A 15,165-nucleotide genomic window follows, 5' to 3' on the forward strand; every position below is an offset into this window, starting at 1 on the left:
CTGTTCACTGCTCCGCCGCGATCCTCTCCACCACGGGCTGCAGGTCGTCAGCGAGCAGCGCCGTCAGGTACACGGCCGCGACGCGGTGTTGGCGGTCGAGGATGAGCGTGGACGGGATGACGCTCGTCGGGTAGCTGCCGCCGAGAGCACCGAGGCTGCGCATCGACGGATCCCAGATCGACGGGAAGGTCACGCCGTAGTTGGTGACGAAGTCCTGCGGCTTGTCGCGCTGTGGGTCCTTGACGTTGATGCCGAGGAACGCGACGCCCTGGTCCTTGGTGGCCTCGTAGACCTTCTCGAGGTCGTCGGCCTCGCCGCGGCACGGTCCGCACCACTGGCCCCACAGGTTGACGACGACGACCTGGCCCTCGAAGTCGGACAGGGACAGGGTCTGCCCCTCGTCCATGAGGTTCTCGCCGGTGAGGTTGCCGATGGTTCCGCGGTCGGCGGGCGGGTCGTAGAGGATCTCCGTCTGGCCGCCGGGCGAGACGAAGTCGAAGGTGCCGCCGGTCGCGACGGCGTCGTCGCCGGTGGCGCAGGCGGTGGCCACGGTCCCCAGGACCAGGCACGACAGCAGGGCGGCGAGCGCTCGTGCGCGTTTCGGTGGTCCAGAGACCCCGGAACCGCGGACGAGCGCGAAGCACCTGGTCATGCCCCGGTCACCGTCGGATCCGACGCTCCTGCCGGCTCGGAGTAGACGATGTCGACGAGGGTGTCGCCCTCGTAGACGAGGGAGGTCAACGACGCCAGCGCGCACTGCCGGTTCCGCGGGTCGTGCCAGAGCCGCTCACCCTCCAGGAACCGGCGAAGCGTCCACACCGGCAGCTGGTGGCTGACGCAGACGGCCTCGTGCCCGACGGCCGCGACGCGGGCGGCGTTGACGGCGGCCAGCATCCGGTGCGCGATCTGCAGGTACGGCTCACCCCACGACGGCGTGAACGGGTCACGCAGCTTGAGCCAGTGCCGCGGGCGACGCAGCGCACCGTCCCCGACCGACACCTTCAGGCCTTCGAAGTCGTTGGCCGCCTCGATGAGGTTGTCGTCGGTGGCGAGCGTCAGCCCGTGCGCGCTGGCGATCGGGGTGGCCGTCTCCTGGGCGCGCTGCAGCGGCGACGCCACGACATGGGTGATGTCGTGGCCCGACAGCACCGACGCGACCGTGCGGGCCTGCGCCTGCCCCGTGACGGAGAGCCGGTAGCCGGGGAGTCGCCCGTAGAGGATGCCCTTCGGGTTGTGGACCTCGCCGTGGCGCAGGACATGGACGATCGTGCGGGATGCGGCGGGCTCTGCGGACGGCGTCTGCTGGGGGCTTGTCACGTGGTCTGCTCCGGGTGCGTGGGCGTGGTCTGTCAGGTTCGGGTCAGCTGCTCGGCGTCGCCGCTGCTGCGGCCGCTGCCGCGGCGGGGACGGCCTCGGCGATGCGGTCGAATGCGGCGTCGTCGAGCGCGGACGAGACGAACCATGCCTCGAACGCGCTGGGCGGTGCGTACACGCCGCGGGAGAGCAGCGCGTGGAAGAAGGCGGGGTACCGCCAGGTGTCGCTGGCCTTCGCCTCCGCGTAGTTGGTGACGGGTCGGTCGGCGAAGAACACGCTCACCATGGTGCCTGCAAATTGCACCTGGTGCCGCACACCTGCCTCGTGGAGTGCGTCACCGAGCAGGCGGCCGAGCGTCGCGGCGTTCCGCTCGAGGGCGTCGTAGACGTCCTGATCTGCGGCTTTGAGGCTGGCAAGGCCGGCGGCGACGGCGACCGGATTACCCGACAGGGTGCCCGCCTGGTACACGGGACCGGCAGGCGCGAGGTGGTTCATGACGTCGGCACGGCCACCGAACGCCGCGGCGGGCAGGCCGCCGCTCATCACCTTGCCGAAGGTGGTGAGGTCGCCCGCGACCCCGTCGATGCCGTACCAACCGGAGCGGCTGACGCGGAAGCCGGTCATGACCTCGTCCATGATCAGCAGAGCACCGTGCTCGGTGCACAGTCGGCGCAGGCCCAGGTTGAATCCGGGCTGCGGCGCGACCGCGCCCATGTTGCCCGCGGCGGCCTCCGTGATGACGCAGGCGATCTCGCCGGGATGGGCGGCGAACACCTCTTCGACCGCGGCGAGGTCGTTGTAGGGCAGGACGATCGTGTCGGACGACTGGGCGCCGGTGACACCGGGCGAGGTGGGCAGCGCGAACGTCGCGAGCCCGGAGCCGGCCTCGGCGAGCAGAGCGTCGACGTGACCGTGGTAGCAGCCGGCGAACTTGACGATCTTGGTGCGGCCGGTGAAGCCGCGGGCCAGGCGGACGGCACTCATCGTCGCCTCGGTGCCCGAGTTGACCAGGCGAACCTGCTCGACGGACGTGCGGTTCACGATCAGTTCGGCGAGTTCGATCTCGCCCTCGGTCGGGGCACCGAAGGACAGTCCGCCGACGGCGGCCTCGCGCACGGCCTCGACGACAGCGGGGTGCGCGTGTCCCAGGATCATCGGTCCCCACGAGCAGACGAGGTCGACGTAGTCGTTGCCGTCGACGTCGGTGAGGGTGCTGCCCTTCGCCGAGGCGATGAACCGCGGCGTGCCACCGACCGACCCGAACGCGCGGACCGGGGAGTTCACGCCACCCGGGATGACCGCGGAGGCCCGTTCGAAGAGTTGTGCGGACCGGGACGCATCAGGCGGGGTGACAGTCACGACCCCCAGTGTCCCAGTTCCCGATATCTGGACAACGACAGGGTGTCGTTGATGCGTGGTCGACGGGCCGGTCACGAACGGGTCGAGGCCCGGGACGCAGGGTCCCGGGCCTCGACCGGAGCGTTGGTCGGTCGGTGTCGATCAGACGGCGGGGCCGGCGATCAGAAGACGGGGCTGGGCGCGTCCACGATGAGTCCGTGGCAGACGCCGGTGGGCAGGCACACCTCGTTGATGCGTGCCATCGAGATGCGGACACCGTCGACGACCCGATAGAACGAGAAGTTGCGGCCGTCGATGCTGTGGGCCAGCACGCCGGGGATCGTCGTGACGTCCTTGTTCGTGTAGAGCAGGTCGTCCTGGGTGACGACGGGGTTGACGACGAATTCGGTGTGCGACCCGCCGGCCAGTGGTGTGAACCGCTCGGCCACCGACGCGGCGGTCGGGGCCGCCGTTGCGACGGCGGCGGTGGAGGCAAGCACGGCGACGGCTCCGGCCGCGACCGTGCCGATTCGTGCGATGCGAGTGACTGCGCTCATAGTCCCCCGATGAAACACGATGCGGGCTCCGTTCGCCACCGCAACGAGACCGAACGACGACCTCCACCGGCGAACGCGGGTACCCGCGACTCCCCTCGGCCCGGGCGAGAACCGACGCGGCGGCCCGGCGCACCGGGGTCCGACGGCCGCCACCGTCGTCCCGGGGCGAGCAGGTCAGAGGTTCCCGCGCGCCGCCTGTTCCCGCTCGATCGACTCGAAGAGCGCCTTGAAGTTTCCCTTGCCGAAGCCGAGCGAGCCGTGCCGCTCGATCAGTTCGAAGAACATCGTCGGCCGGTCGCCCAACGGTGTCGTGAAGATCTGCAGGAGGTAGCCGTCCTCGTCGCGGTCGACGAGGATGCCCCGCTCCTTGAGCTCGTCGACGGGCACGCGGACCCGGCCGATCCGGGCCCGGAGCTGCGGGTCGTCGTAGTACGAGTCGGGTGTCGCGAGGAACTCGACGCCCTCGGCTCGGAGTGCGTCGACGCTGGCGAGGATGTCGTCGGTGGCCAGTGCGAGGTGCTGGCAGCCGGGTTCGCCGTAGAAGTCGAGGTACTCGTCGATCTGCGACCGTTTGCGCCCGACGGCGGGCTCGTTGAGCGGGAACTTGACGCGATGGTTGCCGTTCGCGACGACCTTGCTCATGAGCGCCGAATACTCGGTGGCGATGTCGTCACCGACGAACTCGGCCATGTTCGTGAAGCCCATGACCTCGTTGTAGAACCGCACCCAGTGGTCCATCCGCCCCATCTCGACGTTGCCGACGGCGTGGTCGAGTGCCACGAACACCCGCTCGGGCGATCCGGATCGGCGCGTGAATCCCGAAGTACGGGAATCGAATCCGGGTAGGTACACCCCGCGGTACCCGGACCGGTCGACGAGCGTGTGCCGGGTGCTGCCGTAGGTGGCGAGCGCTGCGAGGCGGACGACGCCGTCACGGTCGCTGACGTCGTGCGGTTCGTCGAGGACGACGGCTCCGTGACGACGTGCGTGCTCGACGCAGCGGTCGACGTCGAGAACCTCGAGGGCGAGGTCGACGACGCCGTCGCCGTGCCTGCGGTGATGGTCGGCGAGCGGACTGGACGGGTCGACTGCGCCGCTGAGCACGAACCGAGCCGACCCCGATTCGAGGACGTACGACTTGTGGTCGCGTCGACCGGTTTCGGGCCCGGCGTAGGCGACGAGGGTCATCCCCCATGCCGACGTGAAGTAGTGCGCGGCCTGGGTCGCGTTGCCGCACACGAACTCCACCGCGTCCATCCCCACGACGGGGAACGGGTCCGCGGCGTCGTCGTGGTCGACGAGTCCGACGAGTCGCCGCAACTGTGCGGAACGCAGGTGCGCGGCACGTTCGTGTGAGGTCAACCTGGCGGCGGTCATACAGCTCACTGTCGGACGCGCAGGCCGGCTGTGCAATCACGAGCGTTGACGCTGGTCATTGTGTACAGAATGCTGGGCACTACGCCCTCGAGTCTGGACAAAGTGATCAGGAGATCGCCATGACACCGGATCGCCTCGACGCCATGCTGCTGGAACTCCTGCACGACGAACCGAGAATCGGGGTGCTCGAGGCGTCACGGCGCCTCGGGGTCGCGCGAGGAACGGTGCAGTCGCGGCTCGACCGGCTCGAACGGTCCGGCGTGATCGCCGACCGCTCCCCCACCCTGGGCGCCGCGGCGCTGGGATTCCCGGTGACGGCCTTCGCGACCTTGGAGATCGCGCAGGGGCAGGGGCACAGCGCGGTCATCGAGCACCTGTCCGCGATCCCCGAGGTGCTCGAGGCCCACACGACCACCGGCGCAGGCGATCTGCTGATCCGCGTCGTGGCTCGCACGCACGCGGACCTGCAGCGGGTGATCAACGAGATCGTCGACGGCAGGCACGTGTTGCGCTCGTCGACGGCGATAGCGCTGGAGACCCCGATCCTGCCGCGGAGCGTGCAGCTGGTGTGGGCCGCCGTGCCCGAGCCGCGGTGACGTCAGCCGTTCTCGCCCGGCAGGTGCGGTTCGATCTCGCGCAGGATCGCGACCCTCGACTTCGCGCCGACGAGCCGGACGACCCGTTCCCCGCCGACGAACAGCGCCAGGGTCGGCGTGCCCATCACCTGGTACTCGCCGGTCGCGACGGGGTTCGCGGCAACGTCGAGCGACACGATCCGCATTCGGCCCTGGTGCTCGGCCGCGATCTGTTCGAGTACCGGGGCGATCATCCGGCAGGGCCCGCACCGCTCGGCGGTGAAGTCGACGAGGACCGGTAGGTCGGAGCCGAGGACGTCGGCGGCGAACCGGGAATCGGAGGTGGTGGCGATCGTCACGAGCGGGCCTTCTTCCTGTCGGATGGAGTGATCATCGGTTGACCTGGGCGAGAAGCCGTTGTCCCGGAACGACTTCCGTTCCGCAGTCGCACACGAGGCGAATGCCGACGTGACCGCCGCAGCCGCCGTGCCGGTAGGCCACGTCGGGCACCGCGCCCGATTCGAGGTGCCGCTCCCCCCATTCCGTGAGTGCAGCGAGAACCGGAAGCAGCTCCAGGCCCGCGTCGGTGAGGGTGTACTCGAGCCGCGCCCGGCTGCCGGGGACGCAGTACTCGCGGGTGGCCAGCACCCCCGCCGCGACGAGCCGGTGGAGCCGATCCGAGAGCACGGTGCGCGGCGCCCCGGTCGCGTCCCGCAGCTCGTCGAAACGCCGCAGTCCGAGCGACACCTCGCGGACGACGAGCAGCGCCCACCGTTCACCCAGCAGGGACAACGTGTCCGCCAACGTGGTCATGCAGCTGAGTCTACATTCCATACTCAGGAGATGCCGCCCGGAGGAACCCACTGCCCGGCCGATCGGATCCGGGCCTCGGGGCAAACGGAAACAGTGGGTGGGCATCCGTCACACACCCGCAACATCGGAGAACGGACCGCGAAACATCGGTCGTCGACGATCGATCGTGTCGGACCGAAGCCGGCGGGCGACCACAACAACAGTCGGCCAGGAGTCATGGGCGGAGGACGCGTGGGGAAAACCGGGAGCGATGACAGGGTCGAGACACTCTGCGCCTACTGCGGCGTCGGGTGCGGTCTCGTCCTGGACATCACCACGGATCCGGAGACCGGCCGAAGACGAGCGGCGAAAGCGTCGGGACACACGGACCATCCGACGAACTTCGGTCGCCTGTGCACGAAGGGGGCGACGACCGCCGATCTGCTGGCCGCACCCGGCCGCATGGAATCGGCCTACCTGCGACCGCGACGAGGGGCTCCTGCGCAGGCCGCATCGGCGGACACCGCCATCTCCCGAACGGCCGCCCGACTGCGCGCGATCGTCGACGAGCACGGGCCGGACGCGGTCGCCCTCTACGTCTCGGGACAGATGTCGCTGGAAGCCCAGTACCTGTCCAACAAGCTGGCCAAGGGCTTCATCGGCACCAACCAGATCGAATCGAACTCGCGGCTGTGCATGGCGAGCGCGGGCACCGGCTACAAGCAGTCGCTCGGCGCGGACGGCCCACCGGGCTCGTATCAGGACTTCGACCACGCGGACGTCTTCTTCGTGATCGGCGCCAACATGGCCGACTGCCATCCCATCCTCTTCCTGCGGATGATGGACCGGGTCAAGGCGGGCGCGAGACTCATCGTCGTCGACCCCCGGCGGACCGCGACCGCGGAGAAGGCCGACCTGTTCCTGCAGATCGCGCCCGGCACGGACCTCGCCCTCCTCAACGGGCTGCTGCACCTGATCACCGAGAACGGACACACCGACCCCGAGTTCATCGCCGAGTTCACCGAGGGCTGGGACGAGATGCCCGCCTTCCTGTCCGAGTACACCCCTGACCGGGTCAGCGAGGTCACGGGAATTCCCGAGGCCGACATCCGCACCGCGGCGCAGTGGATCGGCGAGGCAGCCAACTGGACCAGTTGCTGGACGATGGGACTCAACCAGAGCACCCACGGCACGTGGAACACCAACGCGATCTGCAACCTGCACCTGGCGACGGGCGCGATCTGCAAGCCCGGCAGCGGTCCGTTCTCGCTCACCGGCCAGCCGAACGCGATGGGCGGTCGCGAGATGGGCTACATGGGCCCGGGTCTGCCCGGCCAGCGTGCGGTGACGTCCGCCGCCGACCGCGACTTCGTCGAGGACCGATGGGGCATCCCGCGGGGGTCGCTGCCCACGGAGGTCGGCAGCGGAACGATCGACATGTTCTCCCGCATGGCCGACGGCGAGATCAAGGCCTGCTGGATCATCTGCACCAATCCCGTTGCGAGCGTGGCCAACCGCAGGACCGTGCTCGCGGGCCTGGAGAAGGCCGACCTGGTGATCGCCCAGGATGCCTACCTCGACACCGAGACCAACGCGTACGCAGACATCCTGTTGCCCGCTGCGCTGTGGACCGAGTCGGACGGGGTGATGATCAACTCCGAACGCAACCTCACGCTCTCGCGGCCGGCCCTCGACCCGGTCGGGCAGTCCGTCCCGGACTGGCAGATCATCGCCCGGATCGCCTGCGAGATGGGCTATGCCGACGCCTTCACGTACGCGTCGGCCGAGGAGGTGTTCGAGGAGATCAGGCAGTTCGCCAATCCGCGAACGGGATACGACCTGCGCGGCGTCACGTACGAGCGGCTGCGGCAGACGCCGATGCAGTGGCCGTGCCCGCCCGACGTCACGACCGACCGCCACCCGATCCGCTACCTCAACGACGGTGTGAGCCAACATCTCCTCGTCCGCGACGACGGCACCACGCCCCGCCTGGCGTTCCCGACCGCGACCGGACGGGCCGCGTTCTTCGCCCGCCCGCACATGCTGCCCGCCGAGATGCCCGACGACGACTTCCCGTTCCTGCTGAACACGGGACGGCTGGCGCACCAGTGGCACACGATGACCAAGACCGGCAAGGTCGCGAAGCTGAACAAGCTGAACCCCGGGCCCTTCGTCGAACTACACCCGGACGACGCCGCACGACTCGGCGTCGTCGACAAGGATCGCGTCGAGGTGGCGTCGCGCCGCGGTCGCGCGGTGCTCCCCGCCGTCGTCACCGATCGGGTGCGGCCGGGGAACTGCTTCGCACCGTTCCACTGGAACGACGTGTTCGGCGAGTACCTGGCAATCAACGCCGTCACCAACGATGCGATCGACCCCGTGTCCCAGCAGCCGGAGTTCAAGGCGTGCGCGGTCACGCTGACGAAGGTCGCTGCCGTCGGCGCGCCGGAGGCACCCGCCGCGGTGGCGCCGGCGCACACGCCGCCCTCGGCGCTCCCACCCGGCCGGACACCGACGGAGGTGCACACCATGTCCCGGATCGACACTCTCGCCGACCTTCTCGGTGTTGCCGCGCAGCCGGCGCCCGCACTCGACGCAACCGGGCGCACCTACCTCGCCGGGCTGATCGCGGGGCTGCGGACCGACGAGGGTCACGGCACTCCCGGCGTGCCTGCGCTTCCCGCCGCCGCCCCGTTCGACGTGGCCACCCGAGCCTGGATCGACGGTGTCCTGGCCGGACTGTTCTCCCGAAGCGCCGTTCCCGGCGCCGCGCCATCCCCGGATTCCACCGGGGGCGAGGAGCCCGAGCGCGCGCCGATCGTCGTCCTGTGGGCATCGCAAACAGGGACCGCCGAAGAGTTCGCCGCCACCTGCATGGCCGCCCTCGCCCAGTCGGGGCTACCCGCCGCACTGCACGACATGGACAGCTTCGCGGCCGCCGATCTCGCGGGGACGCGGGAGTTGCTGGTGATCACCAGCACCTACGGCGACGGCGACGCGCCGGACAACGGGTCCGGTCTGTGGGACGCCCTGTCCGCCGACAGCGCCCCGCGTCTGCCCGACACCCGCTACGCCGTCCTCGCGTTCGGCGACTCCAACTACGACGACTTCTGCGGCCACGGACGCACCCTCGACGCCCGCCTCGCCGAACTCGGCGGCGTCCGCATCCTCGACCGCGTCGATTGCGAACCCGACTTCGAGGACGCCGCGGGCGCGTGGCTCACCGCGGTCACCGATGCACTGCGCACTGCTCCCGCGGCCGTCGGCGCGAGCGCCCCGACGGTGACGTCGCCCGCGACGACGGCCTCCTCCACCGCCGTCGAATCACCCGCCGAAGGGGCGCAGTACAGCAGGAGGAGTCCGCTGGTGACCGCGCTGAGGCGCAACGTCACCCTGTCGATGCCGGGGTCGGCGAAGGACGTGCGGCAGTTCGGTTTCCATCTTCCCGAGGGCACTCTCGAGTACGAGGCCGGTGACGCGCTCGGGGTGTGGCCGCGCAACAGCGTCCCGTTCGTCGAGGAGTGGCTCGCCACAACCGGACTCGACGGCGACGCGACGGTCGACATCGCCGAGCACGGCGCGATGACACTGCGCCGGGCACTCGTCGAGCACCTGGAGATCACCCGCATCACCGGCGACCTGCTCCGTTTCACGCACGAGCGCACCCACGACGCCGAGCTCGCGATGATGATGAAGCCGGAGAACAAGGAACTGCTCGACGACTGGTCATGGGGCAGGCAGTCCCTCGACCTGTTCAGCCGCTCGCCGTTCCGTGCCTCGATCGACGAGTGGCTGTCGGTGCTCAAACCCCTTCAGCCGCGCCTGTACTCGATTTCGTCGAGCCCGAAGGAGAATCCGAACGAGGTGCAGCTGACGGTCTCCGCGGTTCGGTACAACGTCCACGGCGTCCCCCGCCGCGGAGTCTGCTCGACCTATCTGGCCGACCATGCCGCCGACGACGAGATCGGCATCTTCGTGCAGAAGTCGCGGCACTTCCGGCCCCCGGCCGAGCCGGACGCGCCGATGATCATGGTCGGGCCCGGCACCGGCATCGCACCGTTCCGTGCGTTCCTGCACGAACGGCGAGCCCTCGGCCACACGGGACCGAACTGGCTCTTCTTCGGCGAGCAGCACGCCGCCACGGACTTCTACTACCGGGAGGAGATCGAGGAACTCCGCCGGGACGGCCTCCTCACCGAACTCGACCTCGCGTTCTCCCGCGACCAGACCGAGAAGGTCTACGTCCAGGACCGCATGCGCGAACGCGGAGACCAGCTGTGGAGGTGGCTGCAGGACGGTGCCCACTTCTACGTGTGCGGTGACGCGAACCGGATGGCCAAGGACGTCGACCACGCGCTCTGCGGGATCGTCGCGCAACACGGCAAGCTCGCGCCGCGCAGCGCGGAGGCGTACGTGAAGGCACTCGCGGCCGAGAAGCGCTACGTCCGCGACGTCTACTGAGGGACGGACACGCTTCGAGGGGCCCGCGCGATGCGGACCCCTCGGGTCGTGCGGTTCCCCGTCGAGCGGGTCAGGGTGCGGCGAAGCCGGCATCGGCGAGGACCTGCTGCCCGACGGGACCGGTGACCAGTTCGACGAAAGCCTGTGCTGCGGCCGGGTTCTGCGCGCTCTTCAGGGACGCGATCGGGTACGTGTTGACGACCGTGGCCGACTCGGGGAAGTCGACGGTGACCACGGCGTCGCCGGCACCGGCGGCATCGGTCACGTAGACCAGTCCAGCGTCGGCCTGCCCGGTGGTGACCTTGCCCAGAACGTCGGTGACCGACGACTCCTCACTGACCGGCGCGATGTCGACCCCGGTGGCATCCTCGACCTTCTTGGTCGCCGCGCCGCACGGCACCTGCGGTGCACACACGACCACCTGGTTACCGGGAGCCGCGAGATCGGCGAACGAGGCGATGCTCTTCGGGTTCCCGGGCGGCGTCACGATGGCGAGGGTGTTGGTGGCGAAGTTGGTGGGGCTTCCGTCGACGAGGCCGGCGTCGACGGCCTTGGTCATGTTCGCGGCGTCCGCGGAGGCGAAGACGTCGGCGGGTGCGCCCTGCGTCAACTGGGCGACCAGATCCGATGAGCCGGCGAAGTTGAACGCGACATCGGTCCCCGGATGGTCCGCTTCGAACTGCTCGCCCAGTTTCGTGAACGTGGCCTTGAGCGACGCCGCCGCGAACACCGTGAGGTCGCCGGTGATCTGGTCGGAGGACGCCGATCCGGTGGTCGTGGTCGTCGTGTCCGTGTCGGAGTTCGACGAGCATCCGGCCACGAGGACGGTTGTCGCGGCCAGGGCCAGCAGGGTGGTGCCGAAGAGCCTCTTCATCGATGTTCTCCTGAGTTGTCGCGGACGTGTGGGCGGCTGGGCTCCGATGACAGGATCGAGAACCACACCACGTCGAGTTCTGGTCGATTCTCACACGCGGACGAATTGGTTCAATTACTTCGCAGTTGCGTGACAATGAACCGAATCTCTCCGAGTATGCATTCTCGGCGTGCGGTCGCCCGGAGCGGAACGTCGATTCCGGCCATGGTCGGCGCAACCACCCCGATCCACGGAGGTCCCGCTACGCCTGATCCGTGGATGCGGCAGAATCTCCAGAATGCGTCCGCATAACCGGACTCACGGAGATCCGTCGCACCATGTGGAGGAGCACACCATGCCGTCGCTGCGCATCAAGGATGCCGCCGGCCTGCTCGGGGTCAGCGACGACACCGTGCGTCGCTGGATCGACAGCGGAGCGCTGCCCGCCGAGAAGGACGCGGCGGGACGCAAGGTCGTCGACGGGAAGGTGCTCGCGGAGTTCGCCGTCGAGCACGCGACTCCCCCGCCGAATCCCCTCGGCTCCGGCACGTCGGCACGCAACCGGTTCGTCGGTCTGGTCACCAAGGTCACCACCGACACCGTGATGGCCGAGGTGCAGATGCAGTGCGGTCCGTTCACCGTCGTATCCCTGATGAGCAGCGAGTCGGTACGGGAACTCGGACTCGAACCCGGTTCGGTGGCCGTCGCGATGGTGAAGGCCACCACCGTCATCGTCGAGACCCCGGAGGGGACGTCGTGACGACGCCGCGGTCGGGAACCCCGGCGCCGTGATCCGGGCGTCGCGCGATCCGGACGGGCAGGTGCGCGTCGGCCTGCCCGGCTGGACGTACGCGCCCGCCGCGGTCGGTGCCGCCTTCCTTATTCTCCCCTTGGTCGCGGTTCTCCTCGAGATCGACTGGGGCAACTTCATTTCCCTCATCACCTCCGAGTCCGCGCGCACCGCACTGCTGCTCAGCCTGAAGACGGCGACGGCGAGCACCGTCGCGTGCATCCTCCTCGGCATCCCACTGGCGTTGGTGTTGGCGCGCGGACGGTTTCGCGGCCGATCGGCGCTGCGTTCGCTCGTCCTGCTTCCGCTGGTGATGCCTCCCGTCGTGGGCGGCATCGCGCTGCTGTACACGTTCGGACGCAACGGCCTGCTCGGCGAGCCGTTGGAGGCGTTCGGCATTCGGATCGCATTCTCGACCACCGCGGTCGTGCTGGCGCAGACGTTCGTGTCGCTGCCGTTTCTCGTGGTCAGCCTCGAAGGCTCACTCCACGTGGCGGGCCGCCGCTACGAGGAGGTCGCCGCGACGCTCGGCGCCCGTCCGACGACGGTGCTGCGCCGCGTGACGCTGCCCCTGGTCCTGCCGGGCCTGGCATCGGGTGCCGTCCTCGCGTTCGCCCGCGCTCTCGGCGAGTTCGGCGCGACCATCACCTTCGCCGGATCGTTGCAGGGTGTCACCCGCACCCTGCCCCTGGAGATCTACCTGCAGCGCGAAACCGATCCGCACGCCGCAGTGGCCCTGTCCCTGCTGCTGATCGTCGTCGCGGCAGGCATCGTGCTCCTGACCCACCGACGGTCGGCGGCGGTGCTGTGAGCGAGCGAACGTCGGTGATGCTGTGAGCAACCTGCGCGTCCGGGCCCGACTCGCCCACCGCGGCGCCGCATTCGACGTCACGCTCGGTGACGGCGAGGTCCTGGCCGTCCTCGGTCCGAACGGTGCGGGCAAGTCGACGCTGCTCGGTGTGATCGCCGGACTGCTGCGCCCCGACGAGGGGACGGTGACCCTCGGCGAGAGGACGCTCACCGACACCGCGGCGGGGGTGCTCGTGCCGCCCCACGACCGGGGCGTCGCGCTGTTGTCGCAGCAACCGCTCCTGTTCCCGCACATGACCGCCGCCGCGAACGTCGCATTCGCCCCGCGCAGCCGTGGGGTGTCCCGCGCCGCGGCCGCGTCGATCGCCGCGCACTGGCTGGGCGAGGTCGATGCCGCGGACCTCGCGGGCAGGCGCCCGGCGCAGTTGTCCGGCGGCCAGGCCCAGCGGATCGCGATCGCCCGGGCGCTTGCGGCGGAGCCGCGACTGCTGCTGCTCGATGAGCCGATGGCCGCTCTCGACGTCGCGGTCGCGCCCGCATTGCGCAGATTGCTTCGCCGCATTCTGCGGGAGCAGGGACGAACCGCCGTGATCGTCACGCACGACCTGCTCGACGCCCTCGCCCTCGCCGACCGGGTGGCCGTCGTCGAGTCGGGACGCATCGTCGAGTCCGGCACGGTGCGTGACGTCCTCTCGACGCCGCGCAGCGCCTTCGCCGCGCGGATCGCGGGCGTCAACCTTCTCACCGGTACGCAGGTCGGTGCCGACACCATCGAAACGCCTTGGGGCGATATCGTTTCCGGTGTCTCCGGGGCGGACGACGCCGGGTCGGGACCGCAGGCGGTCGCGCTGTTCCGGCCCGCCGCGGTGGCCGTCCACATCGAACCCCCGCACGGCAGTCCACGCAACTGCTTCGCCGTCACCATCGACGAACTCGAGATGCACGGGGGCGCGATACGCGTCCGCGCCGAGGAGAACCCGGACGGCAGCACCGGCCTGGCGGCGGACGTCACACCTGCCTCGGTCGCCGAACTCGACCTGACCCCGGGAAAGCGGGTGTTCTTCGTGGTCAAGGCGCAGGAGGTGTCGTTGCATCCCGCACTGACGACGCGGGTGTGACCAGGCAGATGACACATTCACATCGGCTGCGCGCAACCCACAACCCTAACGACGGCCTACTCGCGGCACTCGACTTGTCGAGCGGCAGAATGTATTACCGCATCCGTCCTCGTAGACGCTCCCGCGAGATCCTCGGCCTGCTCGAGACGCTGCGGGCGCGCTGGCCCGGGGAGAAGCTGAAGATCAGCAGGCTCCGTCGGGACTGTGCCCAGAACTCGCTCGGTACGCCGTCTCCCACGCCGAATTCATTCTGAATCGGTCAGTGAGCCGTGAACGCAGTCGTGTTCCGTCGAGGGTGTGGTTGCGTCCGCAGAGGTCGATTTGTCGTGGCGCCAGACCGCAATGTGGTGCGTGGCGCAACGCGGCGCGATAGGTGAGATTTGTCGGGGGGAGGGGCCGATCTCGATCGGAGGTAGCAGTGGCGATCGTTCGTACCGAGGGTGGGTCTGGTTCGGACGCGTGAAAGAGCATTCCGCGGTCGCCGTCCGTCGAGTTCAGCGCCAGGGCTGCGAGTTGATTGGCGAGGATGCGGACGTCGATGGTGGAGAGCATCGCCGCGCCGTGATCGATCCAACTGCCGAGTTGGTTGACGATGTGCCACAGCCCTGGCACGAACCAGCGGTCACCGGGGCCGTGGACGAATCCTGGTCGAACGACTGTGCCCCCGTGGGCGCGGACGTTGTGGTCTGCTGCGGCTCGGCTGGCGCTGACTGCAGTCACGGGGTTCTCGTCGTAGGTGTCCTCGACCAGGCCGGTGAAGGGGCCGGGACCGTACACACCAATCGTGCTGACCGTGACGACGGACTCGACGCCGGATCTGTCGGCCGCGAGTAGTACGTTTTCGGTTCCCCGCCGGTTGACGGCGTCGCAGAGTCTTGGGTCGGATCCGGTGTAGCTTCCTGCGTGAATGACGACGTCGATGTTCTCGAGTGCGGCCGTGAGGGCATGGACATCGGTGACATCGGCGGAGATCCACGATCCGGCAGGGCGAGGTTGCGGTGCTGGTCGCCGTGCGATCGCGGTGACAGTCGCACCCTGTGTGGTGAGGGCACGTAGGGTGGCGGAGCCGATGAAACCGGTTGCCCCGATTACGGCGATTCGCGGGTGCTGGGCGCCTCCATGTCCCGGTGACCCTGCCGCTGTCACAGGTCCTCCGGTAGGGGAGTGTTCTGCGGGGGT

14 protein-coding genes are annotated in these 15,165 nt (G+C 69.2%); 5 read left to right on the forward strand and 9 right to left on the reverse strand.

Annotated features, from left to right (window positions below; all coding sequences use genetic code 11):
- Positions 1-4 precede the first annotated feature (4 nt).
- The 5 genes from FFS72_RS08840 to hppD form a co-directional block, all read right to left on the reverse strand.
- Complete coding sequence (locus tag FFS72_RS08840; protein WP_137873588.1) at positions 5-652, reverse strand: TlpA disulfide reductase family protein; 648 nt, start codon at positions 650-652, stop codon at positions 5-7.
- Positions 649-1,317 carry a histidine phosphatase family protein gene (locus FFS72_RS08845; RefSeq protein WP_050065627.1) on the reverse strand — a complete coding sequence of 223 codons (669 nt, stop codon included), beginning with the start codon at positions 1,315-1,317 and terminating at the stop codon, positions 649-651. Before FFS72_RS08845 ends, FFS72_RS08840 begins: the two co-directional genes overlap by 4 nt.
- Before the next feature lie 43 nt (positions 1,318-1,360).
- Complete coding sequence (gene hemL, locus FFS72_RS08850) at positions 1,361-2,674, reverse strand: glutamate-1-semialdehyde 2,1-aminomutase (protein ID WP_137873589.1); 1,314 nt, start codon at positions 2,672-2,674, stop codon at positions 1,361-1,363.
- A 161-nt stretch (positions 2,675-2,835) separates the two neighbouring features.
- Positions 2,836-3,210 (reverse strand): hypothetical protein, encoded by a 375-nt coding sequence (locus FFS72_RS08855; RefSeq protein ID WP_137873590.1) that lies wholly within the window; start codon positions 3,208-3,210, stop codon positions 2,836-2,838.
- A gap of 174 nt (positions 3,211-3,384) precedes the next feature.
- The gene (gene hppD, locus FFS72_RS08860; RefSeq protein ID WP_137873591.1) at positions 3,385-4,587 is read right to left on the reverse strand and encodes a 4-hydroxyphenylpyruvate dioxygenase; all 1,203 of its coding nucleotides are present in this window, start codon (positions 4,585-4,587) and stop codon (positions 3,385-3,387) included.
- Between the two features lie 119 nt (positions 4,588-4,706).
- Here hppD and FFS72_RS08865 point away from each other — a divergent pair, with 119 nt between their 5' ends.
- A complete protein-coding gene (locus FFS72_RS08865; RefSeq protein WP_137873592.1) occupies positions 4,707-5,183 on the forward strand; it encodes an Lrp/AsnC family transcriptional regulator in 477 nt (158 codons plus the stop codon).
- A gap of 2 nt (positions 5,184-5,185) precedes the next feature.
- On the opposite strand, the gene FFS72_RS08870 is transcribed toward FFS72_RS08865, so the two are convergent.
- Together FFS72_RS08870 and FFS72_RS08875 are read right to left on the reverse strand one after the other, a co-directional pair.
- Positions 5,186-5,521, reverse strand: a complete 336-nt coding sequence (locus FFS72_RS08870; RefSeq protein WP_137873593.1) for a thioredoxin family protein — start codon at positions 5,519-5,521, stop codon at positions 5,186-5,188.
- Positions 5,522-5,552: 31 nt separating this feature from the next.
- Entirely contained in the window at positions 5,553-5,975 is a 423-nt protein-coding gene (locus tag FFS72_RS08875) for a winged helix-turn-helix transcriptional regulator (RefSeq protein ID WP_171018603.1), read from the reverse strand.
- A 231-nt stretch (positions 5,976-6,206) separates the two neighbouring features.
- Here FFS72_RS08875 and FFS72_RS08880 point away from each other — a divergent pair, with 231 nt between their 5' ends.
- Complete coding sequence (locus tag FFS72_RS08880) at positions 6,207-10,415, forward strand: bifunctional nitrate reductase/sulfite reductase flavoprotein subunit alpha (RefSeq protein WP_249353201.1); 4,209 nt, start codon at positions 6,207-6,209, stop codon at positions 10,413-10,415.
- A 70-nt stretch (positions 10,416-10,485) separates the two neighbouring features.
- Here the strand turns inward: FFS72_RS08880 and modA are convergent, their stop codons facing one another.
- Positions 10,486-11,289, reverse strand: a complete 804-nt coding sequence (gene modA / locus FFS72_RS08885; RefSeq protein WP_137873596.1) for a molybdate ABC transporter substrate-binding protein — start codon at positions 11,287-11,289, stop codon at positions 10,486-10,488.
- 334 nt (positions 11,290-11,623) lie between these two features.
- On the opposite strand from modA, the gene FFS72_RS08890 reads away from it, so the two are divergent.
- The 3 genes from FFS72_RS08890 to FFS72_RS08900 are packed head-to-tail and all read left to right on the forward strand — an operon-like array spanning position 11,624 to position 13,986.
- Entirely contained in the window at positions 11,624-12,028 is a 405-nt protein-coding gene (locus FFS72_RS08890) for a TOBE domain-containing protein (protein ID WP_137873597.1), read from the forward strand.
- A gap of 28 nt (positions 12,029-12,056) precedes the next feature.
- Complete coding sequence (locus tag FFS72_RS08895) at positions 12,057-12,869, forward strand: ABC transporter permease (protein WP_502704091.1); 813 nt, start codon at positions 12,057-12,059, stop codon at positions 12,867-12,869.
- Between the two features lie 22 nt (positions 12,870-12,891).
- Positions 12,892-13,986, forward strand: a complete 1,095-nt coding sequence (locus FFS72_RS08900) for a sulfate/molybdate ABC transporter ATP-binding protein (protein WP_137873598.1) — start codon at positions 12,892-12,894, stop codon at positions 13,984-13,986.
- Between the two features lie 183 nt (positions 13,987-14,169).
- Here FFS72_RS08900 and FFS72_RS08910 read toward each other — a convergent pair whose 3' ends face one another.
- Positions 14,170-15,132, reverse strand: coding sequence for an NAD-dependent epimerase/dehydratase family protein (locus FFS72_RS08910; RefSeq protein WP_137873599.1), 963 nt, complete (start codon positions 15,130-15,132; stop codon positions 14,170-14,172).
- Positions 15,133-15,165 lie beyond the last annotated feature (33 nt).

Source organism: Rhodococcus sp. Q (genome assembly GCF_005503035.1).
GTDB lineage: Bacteria > Actinomycetota > Actinomycetes > Mycobacteriales > Mycobacteriaceae > Rhodococcus_G.

Coding starts and splice junctions, on each gene's coding strand:
- FFS72_RS08840 (WP_137873588.1), bottom strand. CDS start 652: ATGACCAGGTGCTTCGCGCTCGTCCGCGGTTCCGGGGTCTCTGGACCA.
- FFS72_RS08865 (WP_137873592.1), top strand. CDS start 4,707: ATGACACCGGATCGCCTCGACGCCATGCTGCTGGAACTCCTGCACGAC.
- FFS72_RS08890 (WP_137873597.1), top strand. CDS start 11,624: ATGCCGTCGCTGCGCATCAAGGATGCCGCCGGCCTGCTCGGGGTCAGC.
- FFS72_RS08875 (WP_171018603.1), bottom strand. CDS start 5,975: ATGACCACGTTGGCGGACACGTTGTCCCTGCTGGGTGAACGGTGGGCG.
- hppD (WP_137873591.1), bottom strand. CDS start 4,587: ATGACCGCCGCCAGGTTGACCTCACACGAACGTGCCGCGCACCTGCGT.
- modA (WP_137873596.1), bottom strand. CDS start 11,289: ATGAAGAGGCTCTTCGGCACCACCCTGCTGGCCCTGGCCGCGACAACC.
- FFS72_RS08855 (WP_137873590.1), bottom strand. CDS start 3,210: ATGAGCGCAGTCACTCGCATCGCACGAATCGGCACGGTCGCGGCCGGA.